General features: G+C 70.3%; 19 protein-coding genes. 12 read left to right on the top strand and 7 right to left on the bottom strand.

Translation table 11 applies throughout. From position 1 onward, the window contains the following. Positions 1-446: 446 nt before the first annotated feature. Positions 447-614, bottom strand: a complete 168-nt coding sequence (locus FHS37_RS37710) for a hypothetical protein (RefSeq protein ID WP_184829701.1) — start codon at positions 612-614, stop codon at positions 447-449. A 177-nt stretch (positions 615-791) separates the two neighbouring features. Here FHS37_RS37710 and FHS37_RS37705 point away from each other — a divergent pair, with 177 nt between their 5' ends. Further along, positions 792-1,655 carry a hypothetical protein gene (locus FHS37_RS37705; RefSeq protein ID WP_184829699.1) on the top strand — a complete coding sequence of 288 codons (864 nt, stop codon included), beginning with the start codon at positions 792-794 and terminating at the stop codon, positions 1,653-1,655. A gap of 102 nt (positions 1,656-1,757) precedes the next feature. Here FHS37_RS37705 and FHS37_RS37700 read toward each other — a convergent pair whose 3' ends face one another. Together FHS37_RS37700 and FHS37_RS37695 are read right to left on the bottom strand one after the other, a co-directional pair. Then, the gene (locus FHS37_RS37700; RefSeq protein WP_184829697.1) at positions 1,758-2,168 is read right to left on the bottom strand and encodes a hypothetical protein; all 411 of its coding nucleotides are present in this window, start codon (positions 2,166-2,168) and stop codon (positions 1,758-1,760) included. Next, positions 2,165-4,285, bottom strand: coding sequence for a hypothetical protein (locus FHS37_RS37695; RefSeq protein ID WP_184829694.1), 2,121 nt, complete (start codon positions 4,283-4,285; stop codon positions 2,165-2,167). The genes FHS37_RS37700 and FHS37_RS37695 overlap by 4 nt, the downstream gene beginning before the upstream one ends. A gap of 623 nt (positions 4,286-4,908) precedes the next feature. Here FHS37_RS37695 and FHS37_RS37690 point away from each other — a divergent pair. Beyond that, positions 4,909-6,348 carry a hypothetical protein gene (locus FHS37_RS37690; RefSeq protein WP_184829693.1) on the top strand — a complete coding sequence of 480 codons (1,440 nt, stop codon included), beginning with the start codon at positions 4,909-4,911 and terminating at the stop codon, positions 6,346-6,348. Between the two features lie 41 nt (positions 6,349-6,389). After that, positions 6,390-7,415: a DUF4238 domain-containing protein gene (locus tag FHS37_RS37685; RefSeq protein ID WP_229890279.1), complete on the top strand. Its 1,026-nt coding sequence runs from the start codon at positions 6,390-6,392 to the stop codon at positions 7,413-7,415. Positions 7,416-7,652: 237 nt separating this feature from the next. Here the strand turns inward: FHS37_RS37685 and FHS37_RS37680 are convergent, their stop codons facing one another. Further along, positions 7,653-8,177, bottom strand: a complete 525-nt coding sequence (locus FHS37_RS37680; RefSeq protein ID WP_184829689.1) for a hypothetical protein — start codon at positions 8,175-8,177, stop codon at positions 7,653-7,655. A 419-nt stretch (positions 8,178-8,596) separates the two neighbouring features. Continuing rightward, entirely contained in the window at positions 8,597-10,048 is a 1,452-nt protein-coding gene (locus FHS37_RS37675; protein ID WP_184829687.1) for a hypothetical protein, read from the bottom strand. Between the two features lie 451 nt (positions 10,049-10,499). Here FHS37_RS37675 and FHS37_RS37670 point away from each other — a divergent pair, with 451 nt between their 5' ends. The 9 genes from FHS37_RS37670 to FHS37_RS37630 all read left to right on the top strand — a co-directional run bounded on the left by FHS37_RS37670 (position 10,500) and on the right by FHS37_RS37630 (position 16,561). Beyond that, positions 10,500-11,105 carry a hypothetical protein gene (locus tag FHS37_RS37670; RefSeq protein ID WP_184829685.1) on the top strand — a complete coding sequence of 202 codons (606 nt, stop codon included), beginning with the start codon at positions 10,500-10,502 and terminating at the stop codon, positions 11,103-11,105. Between the two features lie 133 nt (positions 11,106-11,238). Further along, complete coding sequence (locus tag FHS37_RS37665; RefSeq protein WP_184829683.1) at positions 11,239-11,388, top strand: hypothetical protein; 150 nt, start codon at positions 11,239-11,241, stop codon at positions 11,386-11,388. Between the two features lie 53 nt (positions 11,389-11,441). Next, positions 11,442-11,840, top strand: coding sequence for a peptidase inhibitor family I36 protein (locus tag FHS37_RS37660; protein ID WP_229890277.1), 399 nt, complete (start codon positions 11,442-11,444; stop codon positions 11,838-11,840). A gap of 214 nt (positions 11,841-12,054) precedes the next feature. Then, complete coding sequence (locus FHS37_RS37655) at positions 12,055-12,345, top strand: hypothetical protein (protein WP_184829681.1); 291 nt, start codon at positions 12,055-12,057, stop codon at positions 12,343-12,345. Positions 12,346-12,381: 36 nt separating this feature from the next. After that, positions 12,382-12,774, top strand: coding sequence for an IS5 family transposase (locus FHS37_RS37650; protein WP_229890276.1), 393 nt, complete (start codon positions 12,382-12,384; stop codon positions 12,772-12,774). Positions 12,775-13,126: 352 nt separating this feature from the next. Beyond that, positions 13,127-13,402, top strand: coding sequence for a hypothetical protein (locus FHS37_RS37645; protein ID WP_184829677.1), 276 nt, complete (start codon positions 13,127-13,129; stop codon positions 13,400-13,402). Next, entirely contained in the window at positions 13,402-13,800 is a 399-nt protein-coding gene (locus FHS37_RS37640; RefSeq protein ID WP_184829675.1) for a PIN domain-containing protein, read from the top strand. Before FHS37_RS37645 ends, FHS37_RS37640 begins: the two co-directional genes overlap by 1 nt. Before the next feature lie 260 nt (positions 13,801-14,060). After that, the gene (locus FHS37_RS37635; protein WP_221500793.1) at positions 14,061-16,298 is read left to right on the top strand and encodes an AbiJ-related protein; all 2,238 of its coding nucleotides are present in this window, start codon (positions 14,061-14,063) and stop codon (positions 16,296-16,298) included. A 107-nt stretch (positions 16,299-16,405) separates the two neighbouring features. Then, positions 16,406-16,561 (top strand): hypothetical protein, encoded by a 156-nt coding sequence (locus FHS37_RS37630; protein WP_229890275.1) that lies wholly within the window; start codon positions 16,406-16,408, stop codon positions 16,559-16,561. An 82-nt stretch (positions 16,562-16,643) separates the two neighbouring features. On the opposite strand, the gene FHS37_RS37625 is transcribed toward FHS37_RS37630, so the two are convergent. Continuing rightward, the gene (locus tag FHS37_RS37625) at positions 16,644-17,723 is read right to left on the bottom strand and encodes a hypothetical protein (protein WP_184829671.1); all 1,080 of its coding nucleotides are present in this window, start codon (positions 17,721-17,723) and stop codon (positions 16,644-16,646) included. Between the two features lie 3 nt (positions 17,724-17,726). Then, positions 17,727-17,849 carry a hypothetical protein gene (locus tag FHS37_RS40725; protein ID WP_268254620.1) on the bottom strand — a complete coding sequence of 41 codons (123 nt, stop codon included), beginning with the start codon at positions 17,847-17,849 and terminating at the stop codon, positions 17,727-17,729. Positions 17,850-18,050: the final 201 nt, after the last annotated feature.

Here is an 18,050-nt window from a genome sequence, read left to right as displayed (position 1 = left end):
ATGTGCAAGCGAACACCCGCGCTGCGCGCGGGTGTTGCGGTCCCGCTCCGCGGGAGCGCTGGAGGGTGGCTGCGCCACCCTCACAACCGTGGTGCTGCGCACCACGGTTGACGGTCCGTCCGCTGCGCTCCCGGATCAGCGGGACTCCGTCCCGCTACCAGGCTTCCGCTTCGCTCCAGCCTGGCCGGCGGGTCCGCTGCGCTCCCCCGCCTGACGGTCCTTCCTGCTGCGCCTCCAGGGCCGTTGGGCCCGCTGGCGCGGGCCGGGCTGGCTACAAGGGTGGGGGTCGCTCGTTCGTGTGGGTTTCAGTGTAGTGGCTGCATCACGTTGATGCCGCATGTACCGTTGGCAGAATGGCCGTGTGTGTCCGTACGGGATGAGGTGTTGTCAGTCAGAGTCGGCAAGACAGGTGTTGACGTTCTCTTCGTGTGTGTCGCCGAGGTGTGTCAGTCGTGCTGCCGCCAGGTCACCGCGAGGCCGGCCAGAAGGGCGCCGATGTGACGGGCTGCTCCGGTGACGAGTGCCACGGAGACGAGGCGCCACCACGGGGCCGGGGCGGGTGCCAGGTCGCTCTGGGACGGGGTGGCCGAGGAGGTGCGGTTCTTCTTCGACACGGTAGAGGTCCTTCTCTCAGACAGGGTGCTGTAGTGCCCTGTGCGGGGGTGGGTTGATGCAGCACGGCGGCTCGCCAAGGTGGTTTGTGCTGCTGTGTTGATCGTGGCAGTGGGGTGGTAGACGCTGCATCCTCAACTGGGGCCCGGTTGGCGGGAGAACGGTGTAATTTCCACCCCGTGTACACCTGGGAGAGCATCAGCGGGCCCGGCACCATCGATGACCTCGTCGCGGATGCCCATGCGGCCGGCTACTCGGGCATGACCGTACGGCGGATCCACGACTGGATCGCCAAGGGGCTGCTGGACCAGCCGCGGCTGCGTACCCGGCGGCGTGGGTCGGACAAGGCCGAGCACAGCGCCACCCAGCGTCGACTGCTGCTGCTCCTGCTGGACAAGCGGCAGCAGGTACAGCATCTGAGTTCGCTCGCGCAGGTGCCGCTGGCGATGTGGCTGTGGTGGGACGGCTACGTGCCCACCCGGCAGGCGCAGCGGGCGTGGACGACGTGGGTCGGGCGCGGCCGGCGCAGCCAGGAGGTGGCCCGCGAGGGCGCCCTCGGTCTGCTGGAACAGGTCGGACATCAGCTGGCCACGCCGACCGCGCGGGCCCGGTTCGTGCGGATCATCACCGAGCTGGGCAACGGCAAGGCCCTGACGGTGCGCGGGCGGGCCGAGCTGCTGGACGCCGTGCGGGACGTGATGGAACCGGACACCGTGTTCGCCGCCAGCGGCCTCGTCCGCGCGCTCGGGCCCGCCCAGACACCCATGACCGTCGAGACGGTCATGGGTTACGTCGAGGCCCTCAGCATCGCGCTGGGCCGCACCCTGGACGGGAAGGTCGACGCCGTGATGCTGGAACGGGCCAGGGCCGTCCACCGTGCTTCCATGACCGACTACCTCGCTGATCGCGGGACCCTCGCCGCCGAGGCCGGACAGCTGGCCGACCTCTTCCGCGAACCCACCCTCCAGGTACAGTTCGACCAGGCCGGACGACAGCTCCTGCTCGTCCTCGGCATGCACCTGATCCACCACCGCGCCCAGTAGCGTGGTCTCAGCATCGCCGACGCGGTCTGACGGCGGGTTCCGGGCGGGCCGCCCGCGACCCGCCGCACGAGCTTCTCATCCGCTCATGGGCGGCCGAGCTGCTCAGCCTTTGCTGTTCAGCCGCGGGAGCCGCTGGGAAAGCCTCGGGCGCCCCAGCAGACGGCCGACCTCCCCTTCGGCCTGTTCCACATCGGCCTCGCGCTGCACGGGGAGCACCATTACCCAGGTGACCTCGGCTTTACGGGGGTCCCGGCGGTGCTCGTTGACACGCGCCCGGACGGTGCCGAGACCACGGCTCGTGGACCCCGTGTAGAGCAGCTCGAACGTGCCCGAACCGAGGAGGTAGACCGCCTTGTGCTCGTCTCCCGCGTAGTCGGGCAGCACCCATAGAGCGATCTTCACCGGTTGTCGGCGCAGAAGGCGGTCTCCCAGGGCGTCCGCAGCCAGGTCGTAGGACCTACGCAGGGGTGTACCCGGCAGCAGTGGGGCGGTCCCCGGAGGGAGTGCCGTCACAGGGTGTCCCCTTCGCCCGGCTCCTCGGCTCGGCTGAGGTTGGCGTCCGCCTCCTGCTGTTCCCGTTCCTGCAGTCTCATCTTCAGGCCCCTCAGCTGGTAGGCCACGGTTTCCGCCATTTCGCAGAGTTCGGCCATCAGTGCCGCAGAGCATGTGATCTTGGAAAGGTTCGCCTCGTGCAGCGTCTGGGCAGAGGTACCGGCGATCCGCAACTGAGTGGGCAGGACCTCCAGCGCTTCGGCCACCGGGTTGGCCTGCCTGGCGCGCGCCCGAAGCCTTTCCTGTTCTCGCTTGTCCGCCTGGCCTTGCTCGATGCCAGCCGCGATGGCGCGGATGTAGGCGCTGTCGACCACCGAGTTGTCCAACGGGCTGTACGGAGCCTGGGCGGAGACCCGGCGGGGCTTGACACGTCGGCGCTCGTCGAAAGAGGTCACGAACGCCGCGATGTTCTCGCTCAGCTGCGCGGGACCCCAGGGTGAGGCTTGCATCATCTCCAGGACGACCGACACGGGAGCCGTGGTGAACGCGGTCGGAATGTCCTCCTCCGGCAAGTCTTCGATCTGGCGGCCGGATCCTGTGTCCGTGCGCAGCGCCCCCGTGAACGTCGTGGCGATGGCACCGACCACGAGGAGGAAGGCGATGTGGTCGCCGAGGGTCGCGTCATCGGTCTCGATCCGCTTGTCCCTGTTGACGAGCCCCTGGGATGCAGTCGCAGCCTTGCTGACGGCTTCCACGGATGCCCTCAGCTGCGCGTCCGTCACCCGGTATTCCGGCAGGCGGACCTTCCGGTTCCACACGTATTTAGGGAGGGCGTCGCGGGTCCAGGCGCGCTGTGCGATCTCAAGGAGGGACTGCTGGTGCTCGTTGCCTTTCCAGTACTTGCGGTCGAGGGACTGCAGGGGGCGGCTGACGACGGCTCCGGCCAGCTCGCTGAACTGCTTGGCATGGCACCGGCTGATCTTCAGTTCGCGGCGCAGGGTCGTGGCGATGTGCGGGCGCCATGCCGGATCGATCAGATCGGCGATGGCCTGGTAGGCCCAGTCGAGGTAGTCCCATCCGCTGCGGAACGGGCCGCGGTTCTGCTGGCGCTGGCGCTCGATGAGGGCCGGTGGTGCAGCCTGCGACAGGTCAGACAGCACAGCCTCATGGATGGTACGGCGCTTGGAGGTCTGGGAGTGGGCTTGCTGCTGGTGGTGGATCAGGCTGACGACCTCCATCACGAAGCGATGGACGTCCACATCAGGACCCGGGCTCCAGAGCTCGACATCACACTGCAGGGCGCGCCAGCGGGCAGCGGTCTCGCCAACGTGCTTGGCGAAGATGGCCTCGCCCTCGCCGCGGGCTTCCGCCGGCTGAGCACGCAGACGGTCCGCCTCTTCGCGCAGGTCGCGCAGTTCCTTGTTGACTTCGCGGGCTGTGTCGCGGATGAGGTCGCCGACACTGTCCTGGGTCATGACCGCGCATACGGCAGGGTCCAGGCCGAGGATGGCGAAGGCGGCGGTGGTGCGCGAGATGCCGTCCACGGTGAGGAAGCGCCGGGTCGCCTTGCCGCCTTGCCGGATCACGAGGGGGACCATGATGATGCGGTCCGAGATGCCCTCCGTGGCGACCATGAACCGTTTGTCGTTGCGCTCCTGGGTCTGGTCGGTGATGCGGCGGACGGCGACTTCGAGGCTGTCCTGACTGTCGACATCGAGGACGAGCCAGCCGTCCTCACTGCGGAACCTGCCGGCGCTGATGACGAGGTCATCCAGGTCCGGCAGGGTGCCACCGCTCTGGATCGCCTCGATGAGCTGGTCGTAGAGCGGGTCGGCGGGGGATGCCTCGGCATCGGCCAGGCGCGGCTGCAGAACGAGAGCGCCAGCGATCGGGCTCGACTGGAACATCCGCAGCTCGGCCCGGTCTCCGCTGGGCAGCGTCTTGGGGAACTTGGCGCGTATGTGCTTGGCCGACTCGGGACCGAGGGCGGCCGCGGCGACGAGCTCGCCAAGCGGGTCGCCCTTGAACTGCTTGACGAGTGCTGAGCGAGCCTGGCCGGCAGGGGGCTGAATCGGCTGCAGGCGCTCCAGGAGCCCGTACGGGTCGTCGGCGGGTGGCGGGGTGAAGGTCTGTGCCATCGAGGTCCTTCCAGCCGGCTCCGCAGCGAAGGCGGCGGGGCGGCAGCGGGTACGGGAGTACGCGGCTGCGGCCCCATGCCTGGTTGGCAGGAGTCCGACAGGAACGACACGATGCTGGAGGCGGTCGGCCGTCTGTTCCCGCTCGGAGCACCGCACACCCGTTCCGGATGCCGGTGGGGCAGCGGAAGCGGCTTCACACGCTGGCCGTAACCAAGGCGTGGGAAAGCGTGCGACACCACCCGGGCGGGCAGTCGCATAATCATTGAACCGTCAGAAACGGATACGCAAGGCCCTGTTCGCGCTTTGCCCGGAAAAGTACTGCTGCTTCTCTCGCGGGCCCCGGGCCCGACAGCGTACGGCCGGACCGTCGTCCCGTCCCTGCGCTTTCAGGCCGCACCGATGTCCCTGGCTCAACAGCGGTTACAGGTGCGCCGGGCACAACTCGAGGCCGGGCATACGGCGGGGCGCGGGTTGCCCGCAGAGGGCATCGCGGTCGCGGGCACCGGTGCTGGTCCCCCCGGGGGGCGGGGCTGTAATGAGCAGGACAGCGCAGAGGTGGACACGACATCCTTGGGTGCATGACGTGGGCATCAGGGAGTCGGGCGGTACGGGATGGGGAGTATGTGGCGCGGGTGCGGCGGCACCGGCCCAGTGCTCTGCTGCCGCTGATCGCGCGTGCGTCGGCGACCTATTCGTGGGAGTCGTCGTGGCTGCAGAGCCCGTACCGGAAGTACACGCCGTGGGCGCTGGCCGACGCCGCCCGGGTGTCGCTTGCGTGCGGGAACGAGTACCGCAAGGACGCGAGCGATGCGGACCTGCTGCAGATCTTGGACATGTACGTGCGGCTGGAGGACCACTTCCTGCGCGACACCGACGAGGACGCTCTGGGCCGGTGGCTGCTGCGCGCCTCCGGGGAACAGATGACCTACCAGGAGCCGGTGTTCCAGGATCTGGCGCGTGCCGCGGCCATGCTCACACAGACGTCGGGGACGCGCCCGGCGCGGTGTCTACGTCCAGGCTGGGAGGAGGAGTTGCTGGGGGCGAGTCTGTCGCACTACGTCGGCATCGCCCAGCTGCTGTGGGCCTCGGCCATCAGCTGCGCCGGCCGGTTCGACCCGGACTCGCTCACAGCGCCCGGTGCGAAGCGGATCTGTGCGGAGATCCCCGCCGCGACCATCATGTCGGTGACCGAGAAGCACTTCGTGACCGATACGGCCGCCTTCCGGCAGGCCAACGACCGGGCCCGGATGACCACCGATCCGCTCCTGCGCCGCTACGAGTACAACCCGCTGCGCGGCACGCCCTTGGTGGAGGGTTACGGCCCGGGCTTGCTCGCACCGGTCAGCCAGCTGATCCCGGCCAAGGCGAGCCCGCTGGGCATCTACTACACCGGCGTCGCCCGGTTCGGCAACGCCTTCGCGCAGGACCTGGGTGATCTGTTCGAGGCCTACGTCGGCCGCCAGCTGGGGTTGCTGCCTGACGCGACGGTCCATCCGGAGATCGTCTACGGCCGGGGCAACGCACTCAGTGTCGACTGGATCGTCGTCACCGAGGAGCTGGTGCTGCTGGTGGAGGTGAAGTCCGTGCGGCCCACCGCGCATCTGCGCCTGGCCAGCGAGCAGCGGGTCGACGAGGTGAAGCGCATGCTGGGCCGCGCCTATGAGCAGATCGACAACACCGCCGCTCTGATCGCCGGCGGGCAGAAGGAGTTCGCCGGGGTGCCCACCGACCGGCCGGTGCACGGGCTGATCGTGACGATGGAGCCGTTCCACATCGTCAACGCCCCCGTCCAGCGGCCTCAGTTGCCAGCCACCACGGTGCCCGTCACGGTGTGCAGCATCAGCGAGCTGGAGAACATGGTCACCATCACCGACGCCCCCGTCGGCCGGCTCCTGCTGGAGCGGGCTGCCGACCCGCAGCGCTCCACCTACGCCCTGCGCGAGGCGCTGTCGGGTCACACCCACGCCCGCAACGCCGTCCTGGACGCCGGATGGGACAGCTACCCGTGGCGCCATGCGGCGGCCGGACAGGTGCCATCCGGGCCCGCCGGCGCGGCGCTGTAGGGGACCGAATGGGAGCGAACACGGCTAAGGAGCACCACTTGGTGCCGCAGTACTGGCTGCGGGCCTTCGCCGAGGACGGACATGTACTCGGACGGTGGCGCGGCGGTGCGGAGCATCGCACTCCGGTGCGGCGCGCGGCCGTGGCCCGGCACTTCAACACCGACCCTCTCGCCGAGGGCCAACGGCGTGTGGCGCTGGAGACCTACCTGGACCGCCATGTCGACGGCCCGTGTGCGCCGGTTCTGCGCGCCTTGCGTGAGGGACAGTGGCCGCTGGACGAGACGGAACATGCGGTCGCGCTGGACGCGCTGGCCTGGCAGGTAGTGCGCACCCAGGCGTTCAGATCCTTCGATGAACAGGTGGGCCGGCATCTGTTCCCGGCCCTGTGGGCGCAGGAGGCGGTGGGGTACTGCGAGGAACGGCTGGGGCGGCCGCTCTCGGACGCGGAGCGGCTGGAGGTGTTCTGGACAGCCGTACGGACGGCCCCCGACCCTTCCCTGATCGCTGACCCGCGCTCGGCGCTGCGCGCCGTGATCCGCGTCTTCGAGCGCACCCGCGACCTCCTCGCTGCCCCAGCCCGGCGCCTGGTGCTGCTGCGCTCGGTGGAGCCGCTGCTGGTCCTGGCCGACAGCGGGGTGGCCCTGCGCCGCAAGGACGGCACCTTCGGCATCACTCCCCCACTGCTGCCCGAGACGATCGAGGTCTTCGCTCCGCTGTCACCGACGTGTCTACTGATCTCCACACCCCGCGCGCACTACCTCCCGCATCAGGGCCTGACCCGCAAAATCGCCGCCAAGGCCAACGCCGGAGCCTCAGCCTGGTGCCAGGACGCCGTCTACCGTCTGCCGTCCATGCCCTGGCCCACCCACCTGCCGCTCGCCGAGACTCCGCTGGAGGTCCGCCGGCCACGGCTGTCTGCGGTACCCGCGCAGCAGCCGCCCGGCCCCGCACCCGCCCATCCCGAGATCCGTCACGGTGAGCTGCGCGCCATCTTGGAACAGCTCAGCCATCCACCTACGGATCAGTCTGATCAATCTCCGGTCTTGAGGACAGGCGACGAGAGGTGACTTGGCCCTGACCTCGCCGGTAACCAGCGGCAGCACGATGCCGGCAGCAGATGCCGCCGAAGGCGGGATCTCGGTCAAAGTGTCGTCCTGGAGGGCGTCCGCCTGCGTACAGGGCGACGACGACCATGAACCCGCGCTCGTCGTGCATGCCTCGCCTGCCCACTCTCTCGGCTGCCGGTTGTTCCCCCCTCCTATCGAGCCTGCCGTCGGGCCTGGCCATGCTGCCCAGCCCGGCTGTCAGCTGCCGTCGCGGGCGATGTGCCGGCCGACGGCCATCCAGACCGGCTCGGCCGCTTCTTCGGGAATGGCGCCGGTGAGGCCGTCAAGGTGCTGGACGGCCTCACGGGTGATGTAACGGTCGGGATCCGGGGACTGCAGGTAGCGGCGCAGCAGGTCGGCGTCGACGCCCTGGCGCTGGAGGTAGGCGGCGAGGGTGCCGACCAAGAGATGGTTGTGGGCGAGGGCGTCGGTCAGGGCGTACAGGACCAAGCGCTGCCACTGCTTCATGCTGTCACCGTGCAGGGTCTGCAGGTGCTGGGCGCGGGCGAGGTAGGAGTTGATGCGGCGACAGTGGTGGGTCACCAGCGCCAGCAGCTCCGGTGGCACCTCCTCGCCCACCGGGCGCGGGGCGGGCTCGACCGTGCAGGGGGCGGGCGCTGGCGGCAGGGTGTCGCGGATCTGCTGCAGGCCCTCGTCCTGCTGCGGGCCGTGGGGGATCTCGCTGCGCCGCTGCGGTCGCTTGCGCGGGTGGGTGGAGGTCATGGCCGTGCCGTCCCTTACGGCCGGTCCCACGATCCGGCGCCTGCTGGGTGGCGTGGCCACACTGGCGGGGCGCTGTGAGTGACGCGGCGCGTCTAGGGCCTACCTGTCCGCGTCAGTCGTGGGCTGCCGCGGCACTCGGCCGGGCACCGTCACAGCGCAGGCAAGGGGCGGCACCAGCTAGGACAACGACGGTCGTCGTGCCGGAGTCACGGCGCGGCGGCCGGCCTGCCGGGTCCGATGCTCACCACCGCGGTGAACAGCCCCGCCCTGACGCCGGGGTAGGCCGCGCTGCGCCACCTGATGGACGCCGTCGCTGACTAGTTCTGCTTCTAGGGCTGGGGCGCTCATCCCGGCCGATGCGGTCGCCTGCCCCCCCCTCTGGCGAGTTCGTCCGCGTCGCTGGTGTGGCGGCCGCGCCGCTACGCGGGTCCGCCTTTGCTCCAGGGACGCCACCGCCTGCGGCCGACCGCCGGGGTCTCGCGCCCTTCGGCAGGGGGCTCCTCCCGTTCTCCTGCTACGTGGGCCTGGCCGAGCACGGCGGCCTGTAGGGCCGCCCAGTCCTGCGTGCGCCACCAGCGGAACAGGTCTCCGGAGGCGATCACGGGGAAGGGGAGCGCGTCGACGACCCTGCGTTGATACACCTCGGCAGAGCGCTCGGCGGGTTCGAGGCGGTGCTGGTGGTTGACGATCAAGGCAGCGCAGGTGACAGGCTGTCCGGGCCGCAGTTGCGGCCACTTCTCCAGGTGGCGTTGAAGCTGCGAGATCAGTTTCTCCCCCGCTGCCCCCGCGGCGGCCTTCACCTCGACCAGGCAGGTGGACCCGTTCAACACGGCGAGCAGGTCCGCGGACAGAGTGTCGCCCAGTTCCTCGTCCAGATCGGTGACGGCGAAGCCGGCGGCACGCAGTACGACGGCCACCGCGTCTTCCAGCTCGCTGCCGCTGCCGTACAGCAGACCAGACCGCACAGGTTCGGCCTCCTGCCGCGCCCGCTCCAATTCGTCTTCCAGGCGGGCCTTGTCCTCCAGATAGCGGCGCTCCAACTCTTCGAGAGCGCTGCGTGCTTGCGTCTCCGCGGGGGTCTCCAGGGCGGGATCGACATGGTGGCATGAGCGGACGCGGCGCAGTGCGGCCGGTACGTGCTCGGGAAGGGCACGCTGGACGAGCCAGTCGACCACCTGGTTCCAGTCGACGGCGTCAGGGATCACGTACCAGATCTGCTGGCCGTCACCGGACGTCCAGCGAGCGACGACGGGCTCACCCAGGCTGTCGACGAGGATCGGCACCAGCTCGCCCTCGGGCTCGCGAACCGTGGTCCCGCGCTGGCCCACCAAGGCGCTCGCCTGCACACTCATCGCCCACCAAGGAGCATCGGCAGGGCGGTTGAGAAGTCTCAGTCCGAGGTCGCGGTCAGCCGCGTCCAGCCCCGGAACCAGGGAGACCTCCGCCCCCGCGAGCAGCCGCTCGCCGACGATCGCGCCCGTGAAGTTGCGGAAGTCCACGCGGCCGCCGGGCCGGCCGAAGACCGACCGCACGCGGTCATCGTCCTCGTCCGCCGTGCCCATCGTCGCGATGATGAGCGCGGGCTCGCCGCGCGAAGCCGCCCCGGACAGGAACCTGTCGAACTCGTCGGCGCCGCGACTGGAGAAGTGGCTCGGGTTGATGGCAGCGGCGCAGGTGCTGGTGTCCATGCCGAGCCAGCGCGGCTCGGCCCCATACCTGGTCCAGGAGATGCCCGCGTACTTGGCCGAGGCCGCGAAGAGGTCGCGTACGTAGTCATTGGCCTGTGGACCGGGCTCCTCCATCGGGGCGGGGTCGTGGACAGCGATGTGTATGGGGATGAGTCCGTTGGGACCCGTGGTGTGCGCGGCCATAGCCGAACCGTAGCGGCCCGGTGTGACACCGCCAGCAGCAGAACACAGCCCTGCTCGCGCCGGGGCAGAGACCGGCCCAGGTATCTCGACCGCCGGGTTTCCCGCCCGGTCGGCTGCCTCGCTCTCGCCGACTGAGGGGCCCCGCAAAGGCAACAGCCACACCACCTGGCACCAACCCACCATCCGACGCGAACAGCGCGCCGTCGGACGTCCGACGGCAGGCGGCTATGACCTGCGACTTTGATCAAAACCCGGGCAGTGACGCGAAAAATGGCTACACTGGCCGCGTTGTGCGGGCTGTGACCCATCTGAAGGATCCGCCCGTCCGCCGCCGCTGACCTCTGCGGTCCGGCACCCCTCGTTCTCACCACGACCCCTTACACAGGGCCCCGCTGCCGTCGGCACGGGGCCCTTTTGCATGCCCGAAAACCGCCGAACTGGAGGCAACCCCGTGGACGAGCCGCGTTTCACCGACCCCGACCTGACCGCGATCTGGAACTTCCTGCGCCCCAGCCCGACCCCCGTCCCTCCCTCCGCGGACCTCGCCCGAGCCCCGCACCGACGCACGCCCGACGCCCAGGCCATCGCCGCGCGCGAAGGCCTCGACCTCGGACCGGAACTGCGGCGCGTCCTGCGCCGACGCCCCCAGCCGGCGAAGACACAGCCGCGGCTCACCTCGCCGACGGAAGGGGCGCCCGCGCCCGGCAACACCCCGCAGCAGCAAGGCCCCGCCGCCTCCCGCGCCGTGGAACGCTCCCGCGTGATGCGGCTCATCGCCCAACTCGCGCCCGGGCTTCGCCACTACCAGCTCCGCGAACGCACGACCGCCTGGGCCGCGCTCCAACTGACAGCCCCGGAGATGGAGACCTGGATGAGGGCGCTGGGCGCGGACGGCGCAGCGGCCGCACGGGCGTGCCGGGCCTTCGGCATCAAGCCCGCCGCCCTCGATGTCGTCCTGGACGGCCGGCAGGTTCGCCGCCGGCTGCGTGAGGGCGCGACGGTCACCGCCCTGCTGGCCCTGGCCGCCGAGCGCGGCATCGACCTGCGTCGGCGATGACCTACGGACGGCCGCCCCGGCAACGCGTGCCGGCCAAACCAGCACGCGCCTACGGGCACTTCGCGACACACTTTCACCCAGACAGGCCGTCTGCGACCAGGGCAGGGCGGACCGACAGAAGGGACGGGCGCCGGTGGCCGAGACGGACTGGAAGAAGGTGGCGGCACACCTTCGCGAGCTCAGCGGCGAGTTCACCCCGGCACAAAAGACACAGGGGCACCCCCCGGATCCGCAAGGCAACCGGCTGGCCGTGCACCGCGGCTGCGCTCCGCTGCTGGAGTGAATCCACGGGCAAGTACGGCCGGCCGGCGCCCGTCAGTCAGTAGAGGTAGTGCCGTGATCAAGAACGTGATGCGTGCCGCGGCGGTTGCCGCCCTCGTCCTGTGTCCGATGGCCGTTCCGGCCTCCGCCTCCAGCGAGCCCAGCGCGGTGCGGGCGGGGATCGACTGTCCGTCCGGCTACGTCTGCATCTATCCGGAGATCAACTTCGGTGGGCAGCCCTGGGTACGCCGCGCCTCCGACGGCAGCGTGAAGGACCTGCCCTCCGCGATCCGTGACCGCGGCAGTTCCATCCGCAACAACTCCGACCGCACCACCCGCGTGTACGAGAAGCGCAACCACGCCGGCCGGTGGGTGTGCGTCACCCGCAGCGGCGGCTCCATCCACGACCTGCGCGGCTACAACCTCAACGACCAGACCCGTTCCCTGAAAATCAACCGCAACGACTGCGGCTGACCACCCGCACCACACCGCGCCGGGGGCTTGGTATGTCCGGCCGGCCCCGGCGCGGACCATCCACCGGACCGGGTGCCGTACGACGGGCGGTGACTCCGAATCCCTCCATGAGATGGCCGCCGCCTGCCCCGAGCGGAGCGTCACCTAGGCGGTTTCGTTTTGGATCAAGGTAGGGGTGAGTGAGGAGGGCGGTTCCGGGTGGCACCCTGGAGCGATGCGACCTGGCACCGACGCCACCGAGAACAACCTGCGGCATCTGCTCAATGAGTGGGATCCGATCGGCGTCGCTGACGAGGTGCAGGACGGATACGACTGCATGCTCGTCCCTCTCCTCCAGCGGCTCCGGGGTGGCGCCGACCAGACAGAGATCGGCGAGTTCCTGCGGCACGAGCTGGAGGATCACTTCGATCTCACCTCCCTGCCGTCAGAGCCGGAAGCGATGGCGGCCCGAGTGATCTCCTGGTGGACAGCCGCCGGCAAGGCCGATGGCATCCGCAGCGTGTAGCCGCTCCCTCCGGATCGTCTGCTCGTTGGTCCAGGTGTGCCGTTGACTGACGCGCAGTGGGCGCGGATCGAGCCGTTACTTCCGGACCGGAAACCGAAGCGGGGTGGCCGGTGGCGGGACCATCGAGAGGTGATCGACGCCATCGCCTGGAAGTTTCAGACAGGGGCACAGCGGGTGCAGCTGCCGGAGAAGTACGGCAACTGGCGGGGCGTCTACAACCGGCTGCGGATATGGTCCGCCGATGGCACATGGGAGCGGGTGTTCACCGCGCTTCTGGCACAGGCCGACGCCGACGAAGAGCTGAACTGGGTCGTCTCGGTGGACTCCACGATCGTGCGAGCCCACCAGCACGCGGCCGGAGCCCGCAAGAAGGGGCCCCAGCCGGCGAGCCGGATGACCACGCCATCGGCCGATCCCGCGGCGGGCTGAACTGCGTTAGCGCCGTCGCGGCAGAGAGAAGGCGTGGATCCGCAGGAGCAGCGCGACCGGGCCACTGGAGGTGACGGCACGCTTCCGTGATCGGTGCTGGAGGTCGGCCCGGCTACCGAGTGCTCCGGCCGGGCCACCGCCGTCTGATGCCAGTGGCCCGGCCCCCGGCCATGGGGTACCTGCTTCTCACGCACGTCTCGGGTGCCAACCGTGTACGGAAGGGGGGTCCTCGCTCGGATGCGAGGGGCCTGCGTGGCGGTGTGCCACGCGGGGGTAGGGGCCACCGAAGGGTGCCGGGGGTCCAGCCACGTTTCCTCTACCTGCGGTAGAGGAGCGCGGTAGAGTGAGGGGTATGGCAGCAGACGAGACGAGCATCAAGGTGAGCACGGCCGCGCGGGACCGGCTCGCCCAGCTGGCGGCCGAGCACGGCACCACCATTCGCGGTCTGGTGGAGGACCTCGCACAGAGCACTCCGACCCAGGCCGAGTACGCCGAGCGGGCCGAACTGGCCCGCGCCGAGCTCGCCTCCGCCCTCGGCAGCGCACCGAGCCCGGAGGCGGAGGCGAAGGCCCGGGCGCTGCTGGAGCGGCTGGGCGCCGCCTCGCACGGGCCGCGGGCGGCCGCGTAGTGGCGGCGATCGCGGTCGTCCTGGACCACACGACCGCCGCGGCGCTGTTCGACCCGAAGGATCCGTTCAACGAGGCGGTCGCCGCCTTCTACGTCCAGGCCTCCGGCGGACTCGGTGATCTGTATGCGCCGGTACTGTCGCTGACGGCCGGCGACGCCGAGCGACCGGGGCTGCTCGGCTACATCAAGGGGCTGCGGTTCATCCGGATCGAGGCGTTCGACACCGATGCCGCGGTCACCGCCACCGAGCTGCTGCGCTTCGGGCACTCCTGGGCCGCCGTCCACGCCATCCACGCCGCCCGGCCGTCGGCCGCCCACCCGAGCGGCCGGTTCCTACTCACCCTGACGCCGAAGGCGTACGCGGGCACCGGCGTCCAGGCCGTCCACCCCGGCCAGTGAACGTCAGCCTCCAGCGGTACAAGACGGTCACTACGCCCCCGCCTGCACCGACCACCCGACCATCGCCTTGCCCTCGGTCCTGGCCGGCCCGCCGCCACCTGACACCAGCAAGACCCGGCGCTGCTTCGCCGGGAGCAGCACCGCTCGCACAAGGGCGGTTGCGTTGTCTGTTCTGACGTGCCCGGCCGCAGGCCGTGGCGTCTTCCGGAGGAACCGTGCAGTTCACTGTCCTGCCTGTCCGCGGGCGGCCCGTCTCTCCCATGCCGGGGCAGGCCTTCCTGGTTCGGGACAACTGGGATGACTACAGCTTCAAGACGACTTTCCAGTTGCTCTGTGCCGATCCAGGCGGCGAGGTCAGGGAGATCGGCGGGGTCAAGATCGGCCGGTTCGGCATGGTGGCACCGGCCAGGACGCCGCTGCCGGACGGCTTCGAGACCCTGGACGGAGACTTCTTCTCGCTCGGGCTGAGGGACACCTACTACGAACGGCTGCGTGAGCTGGGTCCCGATCTGCAGCGCACTGTACTGCGGGCTCTCAACGACGTCTCCTTCGATCTGGACCTCTTCTCCCGCGCCCGCACCGAGAGCGTGACGGGCACGTCCCTGCTCCGGACCGTTTCCGCCGACACCGTCATCGGCCGCTTCCGGGGCAGTGACCTGTCCGCAGTGCCGCCGGACGCCATCACCGACGTCACCCGGCGGCACCTGTTCGACGCGCTGCGCAGCACCGGTGTGAGCTGGTCGGGAAGCCTGGACGAGGTCACCTTCCTGCGCAGGCTGTACGACCTGGACCGTCTGAAAAGTCACGACCCGCGGTTCGCAACGGCCGAGGGCGACATCATCCAGCACCGCTACAACAACCCCGAGGACTGGGAAGACGACTGGGTCTTCGGTGACGAGCGCTTCGGGCTCGCCGACGGCACCGACGAGATCCTGCTCCGCTTCCTGGCGGAAATGATCCACCCCGCGGTGCGGACGGACCCCGGCGAGGTCCAGCGGCTGCTGACGCTGGTCAACGGCCTGCTGGCCTCCGACGGCTACGAGCTCGCCGAGGCCCGCACTGTCAGCGGCCACCCGGTGTACGAGGCCCGCCGGATACCGGCACACCGCCGTACCGCACTCCCCGCTCCCCCGGCCGCCGCGACGTCCGCACCGCCCGGCCAGGGCGCCTACGCCGCGGTCCGCCGCGCCGCCCGTGGCGAGCGCAAGGACTACTCCTGCCCGCGCGAACCGGTCCCGGACGGGGGCCAGGCGGACGTGTTCAAGGCAACTCACAAGCCCACCGGCACCACCGTCGCGTTGAAGAAGCTGCACAGCAAGTACCCTCCCGAACGGCAAATCGCCCGCATGCGGCGGGAGATCGAGATCGGCCAAGTGCTGAAGGATCACCCCCACGCCATGCCGATTCTCGACTTCGACGCCAACCACACCTGGTTCGTGATGCCCTGGGCGGACGCGACCGCCGCCCAACGCCAAGAGCTGCTGCGGGAACCGGCTGAGCTGCGCGCCCTGGTCGATGCTCTGGCATTGGTGCTGGCCGCCGCGCACGAGGAGGGCTGGCTGCACCGCGACATCAAACCGTCGAACATCCTCTACTTCGACGGCCGATGGGCCCTCGCTGACTGGGGTATCGTCCGCCGGCCACGGGGCCAGACCACCAAGGTGGGCCGCACCGGCCTCTACATCGGCACCGAGGGCTTCGCCGCGCCGGAACTGTCCGTGACACCTCACGAGGCCACGGCGTCCAGCGATATCTACAGCCTCGGCCGAGTCATCGCCTGGGCCCTCACCGGCAAGATGCCGGAGACCAACCTGCCGCTGCTGCCCCCGCCCGGCCCGTGGCGCACTGTCGTCCGCGCCACCACCCACCAGGATCCGCGACGTCGCCCCCAGACCATCAGCGAGCTGCTCACGCTGATCGACCGCGAGCATGCGGCCATCCCCGAGGATCCCTTCGAGACCGCCCAGGCGCTGCTGGAAGCCGCCGGCGCCGGCGACCCAGCTGCCGCGGACACTCTGCTGACCCTGATCGGCGGCCACCCCGAGGACTACGAACTCCACGTCGGGGTGCTCGCCCGCCTCGACGTCCAGCAGGCGGGACCGGCTCTCGAACGGGACCCCGCGCAGGCCCACGGTCTGCTCCGCGCCCTGGCAGAACACGTAGACGGCGACGAAGCGCACATGGTGCAGTTCGGCGAAGCCGCGGCAGTCGTGATCTGGCTCCAGGGCATCTGCGCGTACGCCGCCAGCCGCTGCGACTGGGACCTGCTGGAGGAGGCCGCCCAGACCATGTGCATCTGGGACGGCGCCTGGGACCAGTGGTACGCCCAGGACAAGATCACTCCCTGGCTGCGGACGGTGAAGAGCGAGGCCGCATCCGTCGTGGCCGCCGTCCTGCGCGACCACCCGGAATCCGCCCAGCACTTCAGCCACGTGGCCGACGACCGCACCGCCGACCCCCGCATACGCCAGGCAGTACGCACCAGCGCGGCCCCCTGAAGCGGTCTGGCCGATGGCCGCGAGGGCAACGGCGGCGAGACCGACCGGGGCTGCGCAGGCGAGCAGACCGCAGGGCCGGGTGACTCACACCGCGGTGCTGCGGCTGTGTGCAGAGATGGTCGCCGAGGACCACGCGGCTCCGGCTCGCCGGGTATGAGATCTACCGCTTCGGCGGCTGGGAACTGAGCGGGCCGCGCGGCCAGCAGGTCCTGGAGGGCTTCTTCACCGAGCTCCTGGCACGGCAAGGGAATCCGACGCTGTGAGCAGACGCCTCGGCGCATGGGTCCCGTGCGCGGGTCGGCGCCGCACTGACACCGTGCGCCGTGCGCGGACACAGCGGCTTGGTCATCCGGCGGGCGGGGTGCTGGGGTGGTCGTCGTCTGGCCGCGGAGCGCACGGCTCGGCGGCTGGGGTGAGGAGGGAGTCCATGAGTTCTTGGTAGGAGCTCAGGTCATCGGTCCAGCCGGGGACGGTGAGGTAGTGCAGGGTGCTGGCGGTGAGCGCGGCCTCGCCGGCGGCCCCGTGCGGGGCGATGCCGGTGACGCGGGCCCACTGGTGCCACATCTCTTCCTGCATCAGCCGGGCGAGGACGGCTGCGTCGTGCGCTGGGCGCAGCATCAGCATCGCCAGCGTCGCGGATGCCTTGGTGCAGGCCCGGACGGCCGCGCACAGCAGCCGGTCGTCGGTCTCCTCGACGATTCGGATCAGGCCGGGCAGGCCGTATGCGAGGGGGAAGCCGGCCATGGGGTCCTGACCGGCGAGCGCGGCACGAAGGTGGCTGTTACGGATCCGCTCGGTCATGTCCTGCCGGGCTGGCGGCAGTGCGTTGTGCCATGCCTCCAGGAGTTCTTCGGGCGGGACGTCGTCCAGGCCGCCGACCAGAAGCCGGGCACCGGGCGTGAGCAGGGACCGGTGGAAGACGTTGGGCACGGACCGGGGCGGAGGCAGGACAACGTCCGCGTCCAGGGCGTGGGCGCGCAGTGTTCCGTCGAGGTCGCGGCGAGGGGCGCGGACGGTGTCCAGCAGCTGGCGCACCAGCTCCTGCCGGGCCTTGTCGTCCGCTTTGCTCTGGCCGGTGGGGATGCGGGTGATGTCGATGCCCGCCCGGGCGAAGGGACGCTTCAGGGTGGTGATCAGTGCCTGGCGGAGCCGGCTGGCGGTCTGGGGGGTGTCGTCGATGGCCCAGAAGGTCCAGCCGATCCAGCTGATGCTGCGACCGGGCGTCGAGGCGTCCGCCAGCCGGGCGGCCCGGTGGAGGATGTCGCGGCGGATGGAGGCGGTGTGGGGGTCGGTCCACTGCTCGGTGGGTGGCAGCCACGCGCGGGCGCGCCACCGTTCAAGCTGGGCGGGGCTGATCTTGCGGCCCAGTTCGGCGGCCTGGGCGATCAGCGTCAGGTCGAGGGCAGAGGGCGCGGTGCGGGTCACCGGTCAGCTCCTGGGGCCTTGGTTGTCGGGGGCGATGACGGTGTAGACGGCAGTGGCCGTTCCCACGGCGGCGGCCCAGGCCGGGCTGCGGGCGGCCAGGACGGCGCTGAGGATAACCAGGAGCACGCCCGGCAGGCGGCGGGCGCTCCTCGTGCGCGGCGGTCGGGGATCGGTGGTCACGGATGCGGCCCTCCAAAAGGGTGCGGTCCTTGCGGGCGTGCCCTCGCGGGCGACGGCCGCCGTCTTGGGAACGGGCGGTGGGTGTGCCCTCTCTATTGCTCCATGCCGCCTTGGGCGGAGGCGGGAAAACCTCGCGGGGATGCCAGG

It is taken from the genome of Streptomyces griseomycini, from assembly GCF_014203535.1.
Classification (GTDB): Bacteria; Actinomycetota; Actinomycetes; order Streptomycetales; family Streptomycetaceae; genus Streptomyces; species Streptomyces griseomycini.
This window is presented reverse-complemented; position numbering and strand designations above follow the sequence as displayed.

What these genes read in the sequence shown, in the direction of transcription:
- FHS37_RS37695 (WP_184829694.1), bottom strand. Translation starts at nt 4,285, where the DNA reads ATGGCACAGACCTTCACCCCGCCACCCGCCGACGACCCGTACGGGCTC.
- FHS37_RS37680 (WP_184829689.1), bottom strand. Translation starts at nt 8,177, where the DNA reads ATGACCTCCACCCACCCGCGCAAGCGACCGCAGCGGCGCAGCGAGATC.
- FHS37_RS37675 (WP_184829687.1), bottom strand. Translation starts at nt 10,048, where the DNA reads ATGGCCGCGCACACCACGGGTCCCAACGGACTCATCCCCATACACATC.
- FHS37_RS37655 (WP_184829681.1), top strand. Translation starts at nt 12,055, where the DNA reads ATGCGACCTGGCACCGACGCCACCGAGAACAACCTGCGGCATCTGCTC.
- FHS37_RS37645 (WP_184829677.1), top strand. Translation starts at nt 13,127, where the DNA reads ATGGCAGCAGACGAGACGAGCATCAAGGTGAGCACGGCCGCGCGGGAC.
- FHS37_RS37635 (WP_221500793.1), top strand. Translation starts at nt 14,061, where the DNA reads ATGCCGGGGCAGGCCTTCCTGGTTCGGGACAACTGGGATGACTACAGC.